Raw genomic sequence first — 20,421 nt, 5'->3', positions numbered from 1 at the left:
ACGCGTTCGAAACAGAACATTCAGGAGACAAATATGCAAAGCGAACACTGCAATCATTCGATGCAAGCTGTACAACTGCTCGAACCCGGCAACGTCCAACTCGCGACGTTGCGCCGGCCCGAAGTCAAAGCGGGCGAAGTACTGCTTCGCGTGCTCGCCGCCGGTCTGTGCCAGACCGACGTGCATATCCGTTGCGCCACCGACTCGCGTACACCCGATGGCACGACCCTCGGGCATGAAATCGCAGGCGAAGTACTCGAGCTCGGCGCGGGCGTCACACAATGGCGCCGCGGCGACCGTGTAGTGGTCCATCCCTGCTGGTCGTGCGGCGTCTGCGCCGCGTGTCTCGCCGGCCGTCAGAATGCTTGCCGCCGCACCGGCAGCCGCCTTTCGCCACCGCCGACACCCGGTGTGACCCGCAACGGCGGCATGGCCGAATACGTGTGCACGCCAGCGAGTGCTCTAATGTCGATTGGCGATCTGGACCCAGCGGTCGCCGCGACGCTTACCGATGCCGCACTCACGCCATATCACGCCATTCGCACGTGTTCAGAACAGCTATATCCCGGCTCGACCACGGTGATCATCGGGCTCGGTGGGCTCGGCAATCTGGCCGCACAGATTCTTCGCGCGACAAGCGCCACAAGAATCGTCGCGATCGATATCTCCAGCGAGGCGCTCGATGCCGCGCGGCCTTGGCTCGACATTGCGATGCTGGCGACCGACGACGATCTGCCCGAGCGCGTCATGGCGCTCACCGAAGAATGCGGAGCAGACGTCGTGCTCGACTTCGTCGGCAGCGATACAACGCTGCAACTGGATGCGGCATTCGTCTGTCGCTCCGGTGCGATTCGCGTCGTGGGTCTTTCGGGTGGGACCTATCCTTTCGTGGCACGCTCGGCGAACAATCCCCTACCGCGTGGTGCATCGCTCATGTGCCCATATGGTGGTACCTATGGAGATCTGGCCGCGGTGATCGCGCTCGCTCAACGTGGCGCGATCAAACCGCTCGTCACCCGCTTCGCGCTGCGCGACGCACTGAGCGCATTCGACGCGCTGCACGCCGGCAAGATTCGCGGCCGCGCCGTGCTGATTCCCGGCACGACATCCGCCGCCTGAGTCGTGGTGCCGGACGCGTGCTGTCCGGCACCACGCCATCGACACCGTCCACACCATTTACATCGTTACCGACGCAGCCGCCGCGAACGGCTGCCCAACCATGATGTCGGCGATTTTTTCCGCCGCCATCATGGTCGGGAAATTGATGTTGCCGCTCGGGATATGCGGAAAAATCGATGCATCCACCACTCGCAAACCCTGCACGCCGCGCACGCGCGCCTGTGCGTCGGTCACCGCGAGCGGGTCGTCGTCGGCTCCCATGCGGCAGGTGCATGACGGATGCCACACGCCCACGCAGGCACCGCGAACGAATTCGCGCAACGCGCCTTCATCCGCGAGGACTTCCGCGAGCGTTGCGCCGCCCGCGATCACCCGCGTCATGAGCAGCTTGCGCAACGGCGCCGGGCCGTCGAGCAAGGTAGCCAGCACGTCGGTAATCAGCTTGTTGCGGCGGCTCAGCATCGCGACCTGGCGCACCTTTTCGCTGTAACTGGCCGGAAACGGCTCTGCCGTCACTTCCTTGACCGCCGCCAACGCCTGCACCGATGCCATTTTGTGGAACCCGTCGACGAGCCGATCGAGATCGCGTTCGTCGGAGAGAAAGTTGAAATCCACCGAAGGCGCTTCGCGCCAGTCCTTCGAATTCAGGCGCACCTGCCCCATATTCGAGAACGGCTTGTTCACATACATCAGCATCGTGCCGATGCGCTCGCCAACCGCATGCCACGACGTCCTGGTGACCACCGAGACGAACATATCGCCCGCAGGCGCGCCGCCAATGCCCGACGAATAGCGCCAGCCGAGCATGATATGACGCCGGGTCGTCCCGTTCACGCGCGCGCCCTTGCGAATGAACGAGGCAAGAGCAACCGACGGATGCTCCATGAGATGCTGGCCGACGCCATTCAATTCCGCGACGACAGGAATAGCGTGTTCACGTAGATGAGCAAGTGGCCCGATTCCCGAGCGCAACAGAATCACCGGCGATTGCAGCGCGCCCGCTGACAGAATCACCTCGCCCGCGCGAACTTCCGCAGGCTTGCCCGGCACATCGAGCCGAATGCCACAGCACCGCGTGCCCTCGAACAGCAGACCCGCGACTTCGGTCTCGGTCCAGATCGTCAGATTAGAGCGCTGCCGTGTCGCCGCATCCAGATAAGCCATCGAAGCCGATACGCGCCGCTCGTTCAGATTCGAAATGGCGATCGGAAAATAGCCGTCCCTGAACTCGCCGTTCTGATCGGGCAGATATTCGTAGCCCGACTCCTTCAACGCCGCGGCAATTGCCGTCGCATGTTTTGGCCACGTTTCGGGGAAAATCCGCCGCACCGGAATACGACCGTCCTTGCCATGCAATGGGCCGTCGAAATCCAGATCGTGCTCGATCTTGCGGAAATACGGCAGCACGTCGTTCCAGCTCCACCCCTTGACGCCGCGCGCTTCCCAATCGTCGTAATCACTCGGCGCGCCGCGATTGAAAAATTGACCGTTGATCGACGAGCCTCCGCCAAGAATGCGTGCCTGCTCATATTTGCGCAGCTTGCGCGGCGCGGATTCGCCATCTTTCGGCGCGACCGTGCATACCTGCAGCTTCGGCCACAGGTAGTTCGGATTCAGGTAAGCGGTGCCCGGATAGCTGTCGAGAATCGAGGCGGGCAGATTCTCGTTGGGCAGATCGGCGCCCGCCTCGCATAGCAGCACCCGTTTCGCCGGATTGGCCGACAGCCGGTTGGCCAGCACCGATCCTGCCGAGCCGCCACCGACGATAATGTAGTCAAAGGATGTCATCGTAGTTCTATGCATTGGGTTGCCCGAACGCCTGCACGACGGTCCGTCTCCAGAACCGGGCCGCGCGGCCCATGCCGCTCAGTCCAGATTGACCGCCACGCTTTTGACCGACGTGTACAGATCGAGCACCTCGCGCCCCCGCTCGCGGCCCCAGCCGGATTGCTTGTAGCCGCCGAACGGCAAAGCCGGATCGTTGACCATGTGCGCATTCACCGACACCGAGCCCGCCTTGATGCGTCGCGCGAGCTTGTGCGCGAGGCTCAGATTCTGCGTCCAGATGCCCGCGAACAGCCCCAGTTCGGTGTCGTTCGCCTGAGCGGCAATGCGCTCGATGTCCTCGTCGTCGAAGGGCATCGCACAGACCACCGGCCCGAAGATTTCCTCGCGATAGATCGACATGTCCGTCGTCGTGTCCACGAATACGGTCGGCGGCACGAAGTATCCGCCTTCGTCGCCGCGCAACGGATTCTGCCCGACACGACGCGCGCCATCTTCAACGCCGCTGCGGATATAGGACTCGACGCGCTGTTTCTGCTGACTCGATATCAGCGGGCCGATCTGACTGTCGGGAGCGAGACCATGGCCGACCTTCAGCCTGTCGCCATAAGCCACGACACCGTCCACCACCTGATCGAAAACCTTCTTGTGAACGAACAGGCGCGAACCCGCCGAGCACACCTGGCCACTATTGAAGAAGATCGCGTTGGCCGCACCGGCCGTCGCCAGATCGAGCTTCGCATCCGGAAACACGAATACGGGCGACTTGCCGCCCAGTTCGAGCGATACCTTCTTGAGGTTGCCAAGCGCAGCCTGCACGATGCGCTTGCCGGTTTCCGTCGAACCCGTGAAGGCGATCTTGTCGACACCCGGGTGCGCGGCCAGCGCCGCACCCGCGGTTGCACCGAAGCCAGTAATGATGTTGACTACTCCGTCCGGAATGCCGGCTTCCTGAATGATCTGACCGAGCCGCAAGGCGTTCAGCGGCGTCTGCTCCGCGGGCTTCAACACGACGGTACAGCCGGTCGCGAGCGCGGGCGCGAGTTTCCAGATCGCCATCGACAGCGGAAAATTCCATGGAATGATCTGGCCGACCACGCCGACCGGTTCGCGCGCGGTATAGGCGTGCCATTCCCCCGGCACCGACAGATTGACGGATTCGCCATTGTTCTTGGTCGCCCAACCTGCCATATAACGCAGCATTTCGGCCGTGCCGGCAATGCCGCGTTTGGCGACGGCGAGCGGCTTGCCGTTGTCGACCGCTTCTATCTCGGCCAGCTCGTCGCCGTAATGTTCGAGAAGATCGGCGAAGCGAAACATCAGACGCGTTCGGTCCGACGGCTTCATCTTTGCCCAGTCGCCGCTTTCGAACGCGCGGCGCGCGGCCCGCACGGCCAGGTCGATATCGGCGGCATCGCCTTCGGCCACGCGCGCCACCACTTCGCCGGTGCCCGGATCGAAGACCTCGAACGTGTTGCCCGATTGCGCATCGACCCAGCGGCCACCGATCAACAGGCGATGCGTGCCACCAATGAAGTTCGCGCTCCGTGCGCCCAAGGTCTCATAGATCGTAGACATGATTGAGTCTCTCAATGTGTTGTGATGTGCGGCTGGAGCAACGTTCGCAGATCGAATTGCGCGTCCGCAACGTGGACTGGCAACACTGGCGCGTCGGCAGCGAGCAGCTTGCGCGCCGCAATGTGATCGGCCGGACGGTTGACCGACTCCACCGCCACGAGGCGGCCGTTCACGAATCCGTAGGCGGAAAATTTCAGCCCGGCGGGGTCTCCACGCACGACGACCTCGTCGGCCCGATGCATGGCCATTCCCGCGATCTGCAGCTTGACGCCGCCCTGATCGCTCCAGAACCAGGGCACCGCTTCGAAAGCATGGCTCTGCCCGGTCAGCCGCTGCGCCAGATAGCGCGCCTGGTCGACCGCGTTCTGCACCGACTCGATCCGGCACTGGCCGAACGCAAAGCGCGACGGGAAAGCCGCGCAGTCGCCGAGAGCGGAGATCGATGGATCGCCAGTCGCCAGATTCGCATCGACCACGATGCCGTTGCTGGTTTCCAGTTGTGCCTTTTCAGCGAGCTCGACATTGGGAACCACACCGATACTCACGACCACCAGATCGGCTTCATGCATGCGACCGTCCATGGTCTGTGCGCCGACCACGCGGCCTGCCTCGGCACAGATACTTTTCACGCCATGACCAAAACCGAAAGTCGTGCCATTCGATTCATGGTGGATACGAAACGCGTCGGCCACGGGCGCGCTGACGGCACGGCTCATCAAATGCGAACTCGCTTCGATCACATGAACGGCAACGCCACGCACCGCCGCCACTGCGGCGAACTCGAGCCCCAGGAAACCCGCGCCCACAATCAACACGCGTTTCGACTCACCGAGCGCTTCGCGCAGCTTGCGCGCATCGTCCAGCGTACGCAGCGTCATCAGCCCTTTGGTTGTGCTGTTCCAACCCGGCAGCAGACGATTGCGTGCCCCGGTCGCAAGCACCAGGTGTTCGTAGTCGAGGCGCCGACCGTCGCCAGTCATCACGCAATGGCGTTCGCGATCGATATGCAGCGCAGTAACGCCGAGCATCAGTTCGATCTTGCGTTCCTGATAGAAAGTGTCGGACTGAAACGTCACCTGTGCGGCATCGCAAGCACCGCTCTGAAACGCCTTCGACAACGGCGGCCGCTGATAAGGCAGATCAGGCTCTTCGCCCAGAAGCACAACGCGTTTCATATAGCCCGCATCGCGCAGTGACACCGCCAGTTGATAGCCGGCCTGCCCCGCGCCGACGATCACGATTCCCGCATCCATATTTCTCGACCTCCAGACGGGTAACGACGTGAGCGAGGCCGCGCGTTGCGACACCCAGGCACGACGGCCACCAGATTCCGGTTTGTTCCGACGCGATAGCGGCGCCTATTCGTCCAGCGTGATGACCAGCGCCGGGCACAGCCGCGCCGCTTCACGCACCTTCTCGTGCAGTTCGGGCGGCGGGCACTCCTGCAACACGATGACGAGACCATCATCCTCGTTCTGGCTAAAGACTTCGGGAGCGGCGACCACACACAGTCCTGCGCCGATACACTTCGTGGCATCCACCTTGATTTTCATGCTTGTCTCCAGATGTTGTCTCCGCCCGCGCGCCAGATGCACGCAAGCGGACGCTCATTCCAACCTGTCGCTCACCACACCACCGGCAAGGCATCGACGCCATACACAAAAGCGTCGTAGCGGAACCTGATTTCGTCGGCCGGCACCGTCAAGCGTAGATTCGGCAAACGCTGGAACAGCGTAGAGAAGACGATTTGCAGTTCCGCGCGAGCAAGTGGCTGACCAAGGCATTGGTGCACACCGTAGCTGAATGCCACGTGATGCAGCGCTTCGCGACGAATGTCGAACCTGTCGGGATCCTCGAAGGAATCCGGATCGCGGTTCGCGGCGGTGATCAACGCCAGCACGCCCTCGCCTTTGCGGATCAGGGTGCCGTTCACATCGACGTCTTCGAGCGCCACACGCGGACCGTTGTAATGCACGATGGTGTGATAGCGCAGCATTTCCTCCACGGCATTACGCACGAGCGACGGGTCTGCGACCAGCGCGTCCTTCTGATCCGGGTGCATAAGCAGAGAAAGCGTACCGAGCGCGATCATGTTGGCGGTCGTTTCATGACCACCCATCAACAGCAATTCGATGGTGGCAAGCGCCTCCTCGCGTGTCATATGTCCCGGCACCACCTGGCTCGTCACGAGACGGCTGATCAGGTCGTCGCGGTTGCCGGGGCGCGCGAGCTTTTCGGTAATCAAACGATCGAGGTACTCGCGCATCTCGGCGCCGGCCCGAACCGGCACTTCCGGATCGGCGGTCAAGTCGAGCTTCGCCTTGCTGCGCTCCTGGAAAAAATCGCGGTCTTCATACGGAACGCCGAGAATTCTCGAAATGACGGTAGTCGGCACCGCGAGAGCGAAATCCTCGAACAGATCGGCAGGCGGCCCTTTGGCGACGAGTTCATCGAGCAAGGTGTCGACCGTTTGCTGTAGCTCGCCGCGCATCGCCTCGATATGGTGAACCATGAACTCCTTGGTCAGCATGCGCCGGTATCTGGTGTGCTCGGGAGCATCCATACGAATGATGGTGGGCGGCTTTTCATTCATCAGCAGCGAGGCTCGCGCGGGTGCGATGAAGGGATAGCCCGGCGTGGACGGCACGGTGGAAAAGCGGTTGTCACCGAGAATCGCGCGCACATCGCCGTAGCGCGTAGCAATCCACGCGAGTGAGCCATCAGGCATGGTGACCTTCGAGAGCCCTTCTTTCTTGCGAATCTCCGCGTATTCCGGCGGCGGTGCAAATGGACAGCGCCCCATCGGAAATGCCGGTGCAGATGAATTGTGGTCATGCATGACTGTGTCTCCTGATATCAACCTACGATGCCAGCCGCGCGTAAACCGGCAATCGCGGCGGCATCCAGCTTGAGGCGCCCCTCAAGGATTCGATCCGTATGCTCGCCGAGTAGCGGTGGCGCGGCCGGCGGTGCCAGCGTGCTCTCCCGCATCTTCAGCGGTGAGTTCACGAGATTGATGCGGCCGGCGGTGGGATGGTCAATTTCGCAGACCATGTCGCGCGCTTTCGATTCGTCGGATCTGAGCGCTTCGAGCACGTTCTGGACAACACCAGCTGGCACACCTGCGCGGCGAAACAGCGGAATCCAGTCTTGGCGCGAACGCGTCTTCAGGCGTTTCGACATCAGTTCGTCGAGCACGTCGCGATTTGCGCGGCGTCCGTCGTTGTCGACAAATCGGGGGTCTGCAGCGAGCGCTGGCATGTCCAGCACGTCGGAACAGAAACGCGCGAACTGCGCATCGCTGCCGACGTGGAACATGATCGGACCGTCGGACGCGTGATACATACCCTGCGGAATGATGTCCGCATGGCTATTGCCATAACGCCCTGGCGCGTGATCCAGTAGCAGCGCGTTGGCTGCCACCGAGGTGTGATTTGCCAGCGTGCAGTCGAATAGAGCGATGTCGATGGCTTCGCCGTGGCCGTTACGCAAGCGGCGCACAATCGCCGCGAGAATCGCCTGGGTCGCATACATGCCGGCCGTGATATCGCAGATCGGCACACCCGCTTTCGACGGTTCGCCGTCCGGTTCACCGGTGATTGACATGATGCCGCTTTCCGCCTGAATCACCGAATCGTAGCCAGGCCGCTGCGCACTCGGGCCCGTGCGACCATAACCACTCACCGAGCAATAGATCAACCTGGGATTCTCCGCGCACAAGGCCTCGTAGCCCAAGCCGTAGCGATCGAGCGCACCCAGCATGTAGTTTTCAACCAGCACGTCGCTTTCGCGCGCCAGCGCTTTGACGAGTTCGGCGCCTTCCGGCTTCGAGAAGTCGATCGCGATCGATTGCTTGGTGCGGTTGATCGCGAGGTAGTACGTGCGCTCTCCGCCTTGAATCGCCGTGCCCCAGTGACGCGTCTGGTCTCCCCCTTTGGGGTGCTCGACCTTGATTACCTCGGCGCCCAGATCGGCTAGCATCATCGCGCAGAACGGAGCGGCGAGGACACGCGACAGATCGAGCACGCGCACGCCTTGCAATGGCGGTTCATGCTGGCCAAGCGGCGGCAGTTCCGCGGCCGTGGCCGCTTTGATTGTGTCCGTCATGAGCATGCTCACTCGTTTCCGAGCGCTGCCGAAGCGGAGGCCGGTTGCGCTTGTGCCGTCTTGATGCCGAACTCACGCAGAATTTCTTCGGTATGTTGACCGAGTACCGGCGGCGGGCGCCGGATCGAGGGTGGCGTCTCCGACAGACGGATCGGATTCGTCACGACCTTGAACTTGCCCGCTTTCGGATGATCGAGTTCGACGACCAGGTCCTCCTGAACTCGCGGGTCTTCAAAGACCTCTTCGAAATTGAGTACTGGCGAGAACATGGCGTGCGCCTCCCGCAGTTTCTCATTCCAGTGAGCGAGCGATTCTCTGGCGAACGCTTTCGCCAGACCTTCATCAACGACATCGCGATGCGCAAGGCGGCCATCCTTGGTTTTCAGACGCTCGTCGTCAAGCAGTTCCGTTGCGCCGACAGCCGAAGCAAGCACACGCCAGAACTTGTCGGTATGTGCGATCACCATAATGTGACGATCGTCGGACGTGCGATAGGTGTTGTACGGCACGATCTGCCAATGCGCATTACCAATGCGTCCCGGTGTTTCGCCGGTCGCGAAGTAATACGCGTCGCGCGGGATCATGCTGAAAATGGTCGCATCGATCATCGACAGATCCACACGCTGGCCACGCCCGGTTTTGTTACGCGACTGGACGGCGGCGAGCACACCGATGGTCGACAGCAACGGCGTAATCAGATCGGAATACGGCATGCCCGTTTTTAGCGGACCTGTGTTCTCATCACCCGTGAGTTGCATGATGCCGGACATGGCCTGCACGACCGGGTCCATGCCCGGACGATAGCTATCCTCGCCTGTGCGGCCGAATGCCGAGGTCGAACAATAGATCAGGCGTGGATTGAGCGCCGACAGCGTTTCGTAGCTGATGCCGAGTTTCTCGGCTACGCCGGGTCGGAAGTTTTCCACCACGATGTCGACCTGCTTCGCCATTTCCTGCGCCACGCGCTGACCTTCCGGCGTCGCCAGATCGACGATCACGCTGCGCTTGTTGCGGTTCAATGTCAGGAAATACACCGCGTCATCGCCGAGAAAAGTTTCACCGGTCAGACGCATCGTATCGCCAACCGGCGGCTCGACCTTGATCACGTCCGCCCCGAAATCCGCGAGCAGCATCGTGCCGAAAGGACCATTCATCATCTGAGTAAAGTCGAGGACTTTCATGCCCTCAAGTGCACTGCCCATCTTCCCCTCCTGTTTTCCGTGTGTCCCTGGATGCCATCCCGCTCAAAACCGGTCGCTTCATCATGTGTTCATTTCAATTTATCATTGGATGAACCTTTGACAAATACTGCTCGCTTTGATTCTGTCTGTCAAGGATGGGTAAATCCCTGCTGCGGGGCATCTCACTTCACGGCACAGTTCGTCAAAACCAGCCCGTTGATCCATGGAGAAGACATGAGCATCGATAAACGACATCATCTGCTGCATCCAAGAACCCGGTTTGCACTCGCACATACGATCCAGGCGGTCGGCGACTGGCTCTTCGACGGTCTGGCCTGGACTTCCGCAGCCTGCCATCTGGCGAACTCCATAGGATTCTCCGCCGACGAAGAGCTTGTAGAACGCTATCTGGCAATGCCAGGCTGGAACGACGAGCAATCTCCAGCCCGAACTCACCAGGACAATAGTCGGGGTAAGGCAAGCTAGATTCATGCTTGCAACGCGGCGATACGCTCACCTCAAAACAATAGGATTCCGAATCGCATCCATCGTCATCACGACCCGATGGATACGCTGCGATGCCGCCGTGAACGCAAGCACGCCGCGTGCTTGACGAATGATGAAGCGAACAGGTGTTATCCGGAACGCAAAGTTGGCGGGTTAACGCCGGGCGGAAAAATGCGCCAGGATCCATCGTCATGCTGGAAAAGCATGAACGAAGGTGCCTTCAATACACGCCGGACTCCCGCACATACGCAGCGCGCTTCCCTGCGACTCACGCGCAAGACACGGCTAATCGCCAAAGGCGACAATCCGATCCAGTTATCGATCAAGCCACGCAAACCTCTTTGACGGTTGTCCATCTGAACGCGCCTCACATGCCGGGGACTCGACTCTCCGGTGTGGCGCGGGCACACTGCGATGCTCGCCTTATTTTTTATTTGGTCCATTGACCAATAATAGTGGTCAAAAGACCAATTAACAAGATTTTCGGCGAAGGGGTAAACGATAGGATCACCGCCTTAAAATGCCATGCTGCACCGCATCCAAGCGGTAAGGCCGGCGACATTGGCAAATGAAAGCGGACCTGTCGGTGCTATCTATAATTGGTTTATTGACCAACAAAGTGACGCTCCCTGGAACGATACGAACGCGCTCTCGACCAGCATGCGTGCGTAGCCGGCAATTGAAGAGGATTTGTAATATGAAAGATTTGAAAATTAGTTCAGAGGACCTTGGTGCGAAGGAAGCCGACACCACGCCGAAGCGACGCGGCAATCGGACCACCCGCGTCCCTGATATCCTCGAGACTGCCATCAAGGTATTTGCCGCAGAAGGCAATGCGGGCTTCACGCAACGACGCGTGGCGGCGGATGCCGGCATCCGGCTCGCCACGCTGCAGCATTACTTCGGTAGCCGCGAGTTGCTGCTGCACTCGACGATAGAGGAACTGGCCAAGCGTTATCTGCAACGCTACCGCTTGCTCGCCGCGGATAAAAGCATGGCTCCCGAGGCACGGCTTGAGGCAATTCTGGACGAGACCTTCGCCGCGCTCACCGATCCGAAAAATGTAGTCAGCTCTTTTGCACTCGAATGCTGGTGTCTCGCGGAACATATGGAGTCGGTCAGCGAGTTGATGATGCACGTTAGCGGCGAGTTTCTGAACATATTCGGCGGACTCGTTGCACAGATCAACACCGAGTTGTCTCAGGAAGAATGTCATCTGCGAGGTTCGCTAATCTATTCGCACTGGCAAGGATTGATCGTGTTCCTGCGCCGTGCCAAAGAAAACGCACCTGAGCCAGCGGCGTTCCGCACCGCCACCAAAGTAGTGTGGAAAGCGTTGAGCAAGGCTCCTCATTAATCGGAGGACGATCTGAATGTCAAATTCGACGACTGTGTTGCCTTCGCCAACAGGCGTATTAGTCTGCGCAAGAATTCACTTTTCGACACTCGGCGAGTCACATCCCGGGTTCTTCAGGTACTACGCGTTCGCGTCAACTGCGAGTGGCTTCGATATATGCTGAGCCAGACGCAGTGGCAAACCGAATCTACCGCTACAGCGACACATCCCTATTCCACCGATTTATGCCAGTGCAATATCGAACTGGTGCGGCTGACAGGATGTCTGGCACCGGAATTACAGGGTCAACTCCACGGCCCGACCATTTGCAACGTATGCCGACGTTTCGTCGAACTGTGTCGCGAACTGAAACTCCTGAATCGGATGACTGCTACGAGGTGTGGATTCAACCGAGGGCAGTAAGATCGTTGACGACACAGGACTGTGCCTCTGCTTTATGGCGGCGAAGTCTGAGGGATAGTCTTTGGAAGGACAAGTGCAGCCGCCGCGAAGCCTATCGCTCCGACATCTCCGAACGCAACCCACGTTTCGAGCGATGTTGCGTTCAAAATCAGCCAACTGCCCGCGTAGTATCCCGCTGCGCCACCCAGTGCCCCTGCGGCACTGAACAAGCCAAAGAACGTAGCCTGACTTCCCTCAATAGCCAGCGAGCCCGTCATCGTTTCCAGTGCCGGAAGCATGACTGTTTCAATAACCGTATATCCGGCGATGAACACAAGAAACCCTGCGAGGTTATCGACCGCAGCTACGCTGGTGAAGGCAATTGCAGCCGCCAGATAGGCATACGTGGTCGAGATTGCAGGATTTATCCGGACAAGCCAGCGTTTCGCGGACAGCATGAATACCAGTCCGATTACGCCATTCACAACGTAGACAGCCGATGCCGCGTGCGGACCCGCGAGACGCCCGGCATACAGGGGAAATGCGACATAAAGCTGCGGGAACAGAAAGAACCAGGGAAAGGAAACTACAATCAAGCGCCATAAACCGCGGTGAGTCGCAGCCATGCCCAAGTTTGCCAAAACCGCACGGCGACCCGATGTTTCGAAAGATTCGACCGTTAGCCGCAACACGGTCGCACCCAGCAGGCCAAACAAAAGAGCACTTCCAGCGAATGCGAAACGGGCATCCGGAAAAGGCCCGTCAATACCCCGCTCCTGAGCGAAGCCGCTTCATCGGAACAGTACGGAATCCGGCAGATCGACCCGGAATAGAAGAAATAGTTTTGGGCGTCGTGCATGAGCAACGATCAGGACTGGACGTCCCGCAGACAGCCGACGAACCGAAGCAGACAGTCACCGCGGCCACACCGACACGGGTCGTATCAGAAATCGCCATCGGGGCCAGCCGGATGTGCCTTATACCCTCACGGAATATTTTTCGTATCCGGCAGACTCGCACCTGGTCACCCGCACATCGCCAGAACGACCGCACTGATTCCGCGAACATGAAGGACTGGTGGAACAGCAGGCGTCTCATGGACTCAGGACATGAAATTACCGAACGGAATCGGCCAGCCTTGCCGACTCCCGACAGTCAGCCATCCGCCACGACCGGACCATCGCACAGAATCGTTCCATACCGCGTGCAGACTCGATCCATCTATCTCACAGACTATGTGGCGTCGCTCGCGAACACCCGGACTCCCCGGTGCAGACATATCTGATCAAGCTCGCCGAAAGCGTTTACCGAGGGACATCAGAAACGATATAAAAACAAGGAATCGAATATCAGGGACTTTCGAGTCGGTAGTGGCACGCGCAAACTGGCGCGCACAACGGCGCGCAACGCGGCGTGCCGTTTTCTCCCGAACGACGAGGTGAACCATGAACAGTCCCATCACGATCGGCATCGATCTGGCCAAGGAAGTCTTCGCGATCTGTGTGCTCGACGAGCGCGGTGCTGTCCGCGAGCGACGGGTCTTGCGCCGGGCGGCATTCGAGCGCTGGGCCGCGCAGGCTCCCAGTGGCACCATCGCGATGGAATCGTGCAGCTCCGCCCATCACTGGGGGCGCTGGTTCTCCGCACGCGGCCACACCGTACGCCTGATCGCACCCGAATTCGTCGCCCCGTTTCGCAAAGGCGGCAAGAACGATGCCGCAGATGCCGAAGCTATCGCAGTTGCAGCCCGTCAACCCACGATGCGGTTCGTCACCATCAAGACGGTCGAGCAGCAGGCCATCCTGAGCTGGCATCGTGCCCGCCTGGGATGGATTGAGGAGCGCACCGCACTGATCAATCGCCTGCGGAGACTACTCGCCGAATTTGGCATCGCGCTCGGCCGCTCCCGATCGACACTGCGAGCTGCATTACCCCGACTCACCGACGATGCGCGACTGCCCGCGTCAATCCGGGCACTTCTGCTGGAAGCACGCGAGCAATTCGCAGCGCTCGAGGCCCGCGTCACGCGCTGTGATGCCGAGATTGCCGCGCATCTCGTCGACAATGCCCCGGCCCGGCGCCTGCGGGAACTGCTCGGCATCGGACCGCTTACCGCCAGTGCGCTGGTGGCCACCGTCTCCAATGCGTCCAGCTTCAGGAACGGCCGGCAGTTTGGTGCCTGGCTCGGCCTGACGCCCCAGCAGCACAGCTCCGGTGGCAAGTCCCGACTGGGCAAGGTGACCCGGCACGGTGATGGTTATCTGCGCAGCCTGCTGGTGCAGGGAGCGCGCAGCGCCCTGCAGTCGGCCCTGCGCTGCCTGCCCGACAGGCTCTCCCGTCTCGGGCGCTGGATCGTCGACCTGTTTCACCGCAAGGGCTATCACAGGACGCTTGTCGCGATCGCCAACAAACACGCCCGCATGCTGTGGGCGATGCTGGCTCACGACGAAGCCTACATGCCGAGAAGACGTAGCCAATATGGGGATTGGCGGAAAATCATGACAACCGGAAAAAACTGATTGCGATTGCCCTTTCGATGCCAGGCGCGCACGCAAGTCTTGCACAATTGCATCCGACAGTCTTGGCGTTCCACGCTCATGTTGAGGAGCCACAAAATACGCTGCTCGATCGGCCAAGGATAAATCCGGCTCCCCAGAAGAAACTGCTGCTTGTTGGTACGAAGGATAGCCGCATGGAAATCTGGTTTGAGATGACTTATGTCACGCAAGCGGGGGCGTGTCAGAACCAGACCCTTCTTGCGCGTATCGCGGGAGCACCGACAGTCCCACAGGTGATTTACGACTCTGTTCGGGTGCCGGCAGGACAGACAAATTTTCAGTGCCTCTGGTTCTTGACCGGTATATTCCTAGTCGATGCGGCTGGCAACCGTCGGCGATTCTCCACGCGGAATTTGAACCTGACATTAGTCTTGGGCCAACAGTAAAAAGCGGTGTGGTAGGGATTCGCTCGCAAGGAAGGCGCAATGTTAAGGTTGCGTGGGTTTGTCGGCAATCGGTCGAATTCTCTCCTTCCGACGAGAAATCGCGACTCGCGTGCCAAGGTGTTGGTGGGTATTCAGAAGAGAGTACAACTGTGTCAGCCGATGGAGGCGTTGTAGAAGTTGACTTCGCATTGTCCACAGATGACCACACACCATAGCGGTTTTCTCGGGCATCGGGTAGGTTGTCGCGGTGCTCAAATGATAGTACCCCTGAGCACTGTCGACACTTACTCGAATGTCGCAGTCCTCAGAGTCCAAGCTACCTCGCCAATAGAAAACGGTTTCACAGCCCAAGCACTTCAATAGTCCATGCTCGACCTGTCCGTTGGTCGCGTGGCGTCCATCCGTCCACTCCCACGGTTCATCAAGCGCGCCATGCACGCTGCAGTTCCGTTCCCCCCGCACCTGGCGCACATGCACGGAATTCATATCGGCCATTTTTGGCTCGAATTTGACCCGAGTTTTCGTGGCACATATCGTTCAAGCCATGTCGTACCGATATCGATTCAACGCGCCCCGCTGCCCTGACACCGTCGATGCGGGATATCAACTTCTGTGCACCTCTATGCCATGAACCCTGATGCCGTGAATTCCGAACTGGGCGCGCCGCCGCTCGCCACGAGACGCTCGCGTCGCGCCGCAAGCGGCGTGCGTCGCGCAGTCACCACTGCTGTGCTGGGTCAGATCCTCGAGTGGTACGACTTCTTTCTCTATGGCACGGCAGCCGCCCTCGTGTTCGGCAAGCTGTTTTTTCCCGTCGGCAGCGATCCGCTAACGGGCACGATTGCCGCATTTGGTGGCTTTACCGTAGGCTTCATCGCGCGGCCGATCGGCGGCGTGCTATGCGGGCATATCGGAGATCGCTATGGCCGCAAGGCCGTCATGATGCTCACGCTGCTCACCATGGGTTCCGCCACCGTGCTGATGGGCGTGCTGCCGACGTATCAACAGATTGGCGTCGCCGCGCCCGTCCTGCTCGTGTTGCTGCGCATCCTGCAAGGACTCGCGGCCGGCGGTGAATGGAGCGGCAGCATTCTGCTGATCCATGAAAACGCGCCGCAATCGAAGCGCGGGGCACTCGCCGCCTGGAGTCCAAGCGGCGCCGCGCTCGGTTTCGTCTTGTCGACCGGCGCGTTCCTGCTCGTGCAGAACCTGTCGTCCACTAACTTCCAGAACTGGGGCTGGCGAGTGCCGTTTCTCGGCAGTGCTGCGCTCGTCGCGCTTGGCCTGTGGATGCGTCGCTCGGTCGGCGAGAGTGCAGCCTTCGCCGAGGTGAAAGCGAAGCATCACGAAAGCCGCATGCCAGTGATCGAAGTGCTGAAGCAATGCCCGCGCGAAGTGCTGACCGTATTCGGCCTGCGTTTCGGCGAAGGCGGCGCGTCGTACATCCTGTTCGCGTTTTCCATCGTGTACGGACAGTTTCTTGGCATCAAGTCCAGCTGGATTCTCAGCGGCCTCACCATTTCGATGCTGCTCATGATCCCTGTCTCACTCTTCGTCGGCCACCTGACAGACAGGGTCGGACGCAAGCCGATGTACCTGCTCGGCTCGGTCGCAATCGTACTGGTCGCATGGCCTTACTTTGCTCTACTCAGGTCGGGCGAATACTGGAAAGTCATCGGCGCAATGGTGCTTGCGAACAGCCTCACGATCGGGATTCTTGAAGGCGCACAGCCCGCGTTCATCAGCGAACTGTTGCCGGTGCATCTGCGCTTCTCTGGTCTAGGCATTGGCCGCGAGCTGTCGTCGGTGCTCGGCGGCGGCCTCTCGCCAATGATTGCCACTGCACTGCTCGCTCACTATCGCAGCGCCACGCCCGTCGCGATCTATCTCTGTGCGCTTGGAGTCGTCACCGTCATCGCCACCTTGCTGGCACGCGAAACATATCCCAAAGCCATGCGTATCGCCACGCGTCAGCATGCCGAATGACAACGCCACACACCATTGATCTGGAGGTATCACACATGCAAGCCCTTCAAGCCGATTCAATCGTCGAATCACAGAGCGACTATCCCCAATACGCTGGACCGTTGTCGCTGGACGCGCTGATCGAGGAAATCGAAAGGCGCCGCGACGAGTTCGAGACGCTGTCTCACGTGCCGCGAGACATGATCGCGAAGATGAAGCGCGCGGGCATCTTCCGCGCAAGCACACCCACGCGCTTTGGCGGTGACGCGCTGCCACCGCCGCGCTTTCTGGAGATGCTCGAACGCATCGCCATTGCTGACGGATCGACCGCGTGGGTTGCCGCGTTCGGGTCCGCGAATACCTATCTTGCGTCGCTACCCGTCGAAACGCAGTCGCGCATTTATGCGTCTGGTCCGGATCAGGTTTTCGCGGGCGGCCTCTATCCGCTGCAAAAAGCGGAGCGCGCGCAAGGTGGCTTTCTGGTGTCGGGCCAATGGCGCTTTGCGAGCGGCTGCAAAGGCGCCGACTGGATCGGCGTGGGTATCGGCGGCGAATATGCCAGCGCCGACGGCAAGAACACTGGCAAGCCATTCACAGCGGTGTTTCCCGCGAGCGAAGTCCAGATCGTCGACAACTGGAACGTGGTCGGCATGCAGGGCACTGGCAGTCACGACCTGCGGCTGAAAGACAAATACGTCGATGAGCAATGGACCTTCGTGCGCGGCGGTGCGGCACTGATCGAGGAACCGCTGTATCGCTATCCTGCTGTCGCTTATCAGGCGCAGGTGCATGCGGCCGTGAACATCGGCCTGGCACGCGCCGCGCTCGACCTGCTCGCCGGTATGTCTGGCGTGACGAAAACCACCACGGGCGCGCCGCGTCTCGCCGATCGTGCCTACTATCGCTCGGGGCTCGCGCAGGCGGAAGCGCAACTGCGCAGCGCGCGGGCGTTCTTCTTCGAGTCTGCGCAAGCGTCGTGGCACACGGTGCTCGCAGGCGACCCCGTCATGCCCGCCGAAGCCAATCTGCTGCGCCTCTCGGCGACGCACGCAGCCCACACCTGCGCAGACATCGTGATGCAGGCGTACAAGCTTGCTGGCATCGGCGCGATCTATCGCGAGAACCGTATGCAACGGCTGGTGCGCGATTCGATCGTCGTAACGCAGCACGCGTTCCTCGGTGAAGGGACGTACGACGCTTCGGGCGCGGTGTTCGTCGGTATTCCGCCCGTGACACCTTATCCGTGATCGATCTGACCAGGACCGACAGCCATGACTATGTCTCAGGACGAGCAACGCACGTACTTCCGCAACGCAATGGCTAGCCTCGCGGCAGCCGTCAACATCATCACGACCGACGGTCCGCGCGGGCGCTGCGGCATCACAGCAAGCGCGGTGTGCTCGGTAACCGATTCGCCGCCGACCATGCTTGTCTGCATCAATCAGTCGAGTTACGTGCATGACGTGCTGCACGGCAATGGCAACGTGTGCATCAACGTGCTAGGGGCGCGCGCTCAGGAACTGGCGCGCGTATTCGCGGGCATGACGGGCTGCACGATGGATGAGCGCTTCGAGCAGTGTATGTGGCGCGCGGGCCGTCTCGACGTTCCGCTTCTCGGCGACGCTATCGTCACGCTCGAAGGCCGGATCGCAGACACCAAGACGGTGGGGTCGCATTCGGTGATCTTCGTCCAGATCGAGCATATCGGCCTGAGCGACGACGAAGCCGGCCTCGTCTATTTCGGCAGGCGATTTCATCCGCTCGCCTGCGAGGCGGCATGACGATGCAGCTTTGCCTTTTTCTCATTGGCGCACCTGCCGAGCAGGCCCCGCTCGACGAGCCTGCACTCCGACATGGCGCGGCGACCATCGAAGGCCTGGACAGGCTGATCGTGCACGAACCGACGGGCGCGCGGGTCGACCCGCGCATCGCGCCCGCCGACGATACGCCGTCGTGCATGCTGCAATGGTACTTCGACGACCTCGCGCGCCTCGAAGCCGCGTGCGAGCGTGACGGTCCCGTTCAGCGCGCACTGCAGGCGGCGTCTGTCATACCCGCCGCGCAATCGTTCGCACAGCAGGTCATGGCGGTCCGCACACTCCGCACATCGCAACCAGACGTTACGCAACGGTGCAGCTATCTCGTCGCCTATGAAGGCATCGCGGAGGATTTCAACGCGTGGCTCATGCACTATCTGAAGCATCATCCGCCGTTGATGCTGCAACTGCCCGCGTTGCGCGAACTGGAAATCTACACACGCATCGATAGCACGAGCGGCTTGCCCTTCGCACGAGCCAACGCCATGCAGCGCAACAAGGTCGTTTTCGACGACGAAGCCGCGCTAGCCGACGCCCTGGCGTCGCCCGTCCGCGATGCCATGCGCCGCGATTTCCATGCTTTTCCACCCTTCACCGGTGCGACGCCGCATTTTGCAATGCGCAGCATCTACGGTAATCTCGCGTCACACTGACCGGCAGTCGCGCCCCGCGCGATGCGCCCTTGTTCGCGAGCGAAGCGCATGACCAAGCCGCATCCCGGCATCGCCGATCTGAACCTGCTGCGCGTGTTCCTCGCCATCTGGGATCTGCGCAGCCTGACGTCCGCGGGTGACCGCCTTGGCCTGACACAGCCTGCGGTCAGCCACGCGCTGCGCCGCCTGCGCACGCTCTTCGACGACCCGCTCTTCGTGCGCACGCCCGGCGGTATGGTGCCCACCGATGCCGCGTATCGCCTCTATCCGCCGCTCGCACAGGCTGTGGCGATCATCAACGATGCCGTGCAGCAACTCGCCAGGTTCGATGCCGCCACGGCGCAACGCGTATTCCGCGTGTCGATGTCCGACATGTCGGAGTTCTACTTCCTGCCGCCGCTCGCCGCGATGCTTGATCGCGAAGCGCGTGGCATCCGCATCGAAGTGGTGAACCTCCCCGTCCAATCCGTCAGCGCGGCGATGCGCGCCGGCGAGATCGATCTCGCACTCGGCTACGTGCCGGGACTCGACGCGGGCTGCGTGAGCCAGACCCTGTTCGTCGACCAGCATGTCTGCGTGGTACGCGCGGGCCATCCGTTGCGCAAGGCGAAACCGACGCGTGAAGATCTGGCCGCGCTGCGCTACGTCTACGCAAGCACCAATGCCACGGGTCACCGCATGGTCGAACAATGGCTCGACGAACTCAACCTCAAGCGCGATGTCGTGCTGCGGCTACCGCATTTCGTCGTTGCGCCGGAAATCGTGATGAACACAGACCTCGCGGTGATCTTCCCGAAGAGCATCGCGCGGCGCTTCAACCGCGGCAAGGCGTTCCGAGTGCTGCCACTGCCGTTTGCGCTGCCGCCCATCGAAATCAAGGTGCATTCGCATACGCAGTTTGCGTCCGATCCCGGTATCGCGTGGCTGCGCGAGGCGCTGTTCACCATGTTCCATCAGCCCGACGACTGATGCCGCCTGCCGCGCACGCTTATTTGCCGCACTGATACCCCCTGCTCTTTTCGGCCGA

17 protein-coding genes are annotated in these 20,421 nt (G+C 60.8%); 9 read left to right on the top strand and 8 right to left on the bottom strand.

Annotated features, from left to right (window positions below):
• Window positions 1-33 precede the first annotated feature (33 nt).
• Entirely contained in the window at window positions 34-1,119 is a 1,086-nt protein-coding gene (locus tag F3J19_RS28710) for an alcohol dehydrogenase catalytic domain-containing protein (protein ID WP_205193328.1), read from the top strand.
• A 57-nt stretch (window positions 1,120-1,176) separates the two neighbouring features.
• Here F3J19_RS28710 and F3J19_RS28705 read toward each other — a convergent pair whose 3' ends face one another.
• The 7 genes from F3J19_RS28705 to F3J19_RS28675 all read right to left on the bottom strand — a co-directional run bounded on the left by F3J19_RS28705 (window position 1,177) and on the right by F3J19_RS28675 (window position 9,791).
• On the bottom strand, window positions 1,177-2,907 hold the full coding sequence (locus tag F3J19_RS28705; RefSeq protein ID WP_167049237.1) for a GMC oxidoreductase: 1,731 nt from the start codon (window positions 2,905-2,907) through the stop codon (window positions 1,177-1,179).
• A 78-nt stretch (window positions 2,908-2,985) separates the two neighbouring features.
• On the bottom strand, window positions 2,986-4,482 hold the full coding sequence (locus tag F3J19_RS28700) for an aldehyde dehydrogenase family protein (RefSeq protein ID WP_167049235.1): 1,497 nt from the start codon (window positions 4,480-4,482) through the stop codon (window positions 2,986-2,988).
• An 11-nt stretch (window positions 4,483-4,493) separates the two neighbouring features.
• Entirely contained in the window at window positions 4,494-5,735 is a 1,242-nt protein-coding gene (locus F3J19_RS28695; RefSeq protein WP_167049233.1) for an FAD-dependent oxidoreductase, read from the bottom strand.
• Window positions 5,736-5,840: 105 nt separating this feature from the next.
• Window positions 5,841-6,035 carry a ferredoxin gene (locus F3J19_RS28690; protein ID WP_167049231.1) on the bottom strand — a complete coding sequence of 65 codons (195 nt, stop codon included), beginning with the start codon at window positions 6,033-6,035 and terminating at the stop codon, window positions 5,841-5,843.
• 71 nt (window positions 6,036-6,106) lie between these two features.
• On the bottom strand, window positions 6,107-7,321 hold the full coding sequence (locus tag F3J19_RS28685; protein ID WP_240159300.1) for a cytochrome P450: 1,215 nt from the start codon (window positions 7,319-7,321) through the stop codon (window positions 6,107-6,109).
• Between the two features lie 17 nt (window positions 7,322-7,338).
• Window positions 7,339-8,589, bottom strand: a complete 1,251-nt coding sequence (locus F3J19_RS28680; protein WP_167049230.1) for a CoA transferase — start codon at window positions 8,587-8,589, stop codon at window positions 7,339-7,341.
• An 8-nt stretch (window positions 8,590-8,597) separates the two neighbouring features.
• On the bottom strand, window positions 8,598-9,791 hold the full coding sequence (locus F3J19_RS28675; RefSeq protein ID WP_167049228.1) for a CoA transferase: 1,194 nt from the start codon (window positions 9,789-9,791) through the stop codon (window positions 8,598-8,600).
• 213 nt (window positions 9,792-10,004) lie between these two features.
• On the opposite strand from F3J19_RS28675, the gene F3J19_RS28670 reads away from it, so the two are divergent.
• Complete coding sequence (locus tag F3J19_RS28670) at window positions 10,005-10,256, top strand: hypothetical protein (protein ID WP_167049226.1); 252 nt, start codon at window positions 10,005-10,007, stop codon at window positions 10,254-10,256.
• 718 nt (window positions 10,257-10,974) lie between these two features.
• Window positions 10,975-11,634, top strand: coding sequence for a TetR/AcrR family transcriptional regulator (locus F3J19_RS28665; RefSeq protein WP_167049224.1), 660 nt, complete (start codon window positions 10,975-10,977; stop codon window positions 11,632-11,634).
• Between the two features lie 434 nt (window positions 11,635-12,068).
• Here F3J19_RS28665 and F3J19_RS28660 read toward each other — a convergent pair whose 3' ends face one another.
• Window positions 12,069-12,731, bottom strand: a complete 663-nt coding sequence (locus F3J19_RS28660) for an MFS transporter (RefSeq protein ID WP_167049222.1) — start codon at window positions 12,729-12,731, stop codon at window positions 12,069-12,071.
• A 729-nt stretch (window positions 12,732-13,460) separates the two neighbouring features.
• Between F3J19_RS28660 and F3J19_RS28655 the strand changes: the two genes are divergently transcribed.
• The 6 genes from F3J19_RS28655 to F3J19_RS28630 all read left to right on the top strand — a co-directional run bounded on the left by F3J19_RS28655 (window position 13,461) and on the right by F3J19_RS28630 (window position 20,363).
• Entirely contained in the window at window positions 13,461-14,534 is a 1,074-nt protein-coding gene (locus F3J19_RS28655; protein ID WP_167049220.1) for an IS110 family transposase, read from the top strand.
• Between the two features lie 1,052 nt (window positions 14,535-15,586).
• Window positions 15,587-16,945, top strand: coding sequence for an MFS transporter (locus F3J19_RS28650; RefSeq protein WP_167049218.1), 1,359 nt, complete (start codon window positions 15,587-15,589; stop codon window positions 16,943-16,945).
• Between the two features lie 35 nt (window positions 16,946-16,980).
• Window positions 16,981-18,171: an acyl-CoA dehydrogenase family protein gene (locus tag F3J19_RS28645; RefSeq protein WP_167049216.1), complete on the top strand. Its 1,191-nt coding sequence runs from the start codon at window positions 16,981-16,983 to the stop codon at window positions 18,169-18,171.
• A gap of 30 nt (window positions 18,172-18,201) precedes the next feature.
• On the top strand, window positions 18,202-18,705 hold the full coding sequence (gene hpaC, locus F3J19_RS28640) for a 4-hydroxyphenylacetate 3-monooxygenase, reductase component (protein ID WP_167049265.1): 504 nt from the start codon (window positions 18,202-18,204) through the stop codon (window positions 18,703-18,705).
• 2 nt (window positions 18,706-18,707) lie between these two features.
• A complete protein-coding gene (locus F3J19_RS28635) occupies window positions 18,708-19,394 on the top strand; it encodes an EthD family reductase (RefSeq protein ID WP_167049263.1) in 687 nt (228 codons plus the stop codon).
• A gap of 48 nt (window positions 19,395-19,442) precedes the next feature.
• A complete protein-coding gene (locus F3J19_RS28630) occupies window positions 19,443-20,363 on the top strand; it encodes a LysR family transcriptional regulator (RefSeq protein ID WP_167049214.1) in 921 nt (306 codons plus the stop codon).
• Window positions 20,364-20,421: the final 58 nt, after the last annotated feature.

The organism is Burkholderia sp. Ax-1724 (assembly GCF_011752995.1).
Lineage (GTDB): Bacteria > Pseudomonadota > Gammaproteobacteria > Burkholderiales > Burkholderiaceae > Paraburkholderia.
Note: the sequence above shows the minus strand (reverse complement) of the source record. Positions and strands in the feature narration are given on the sequence as shown.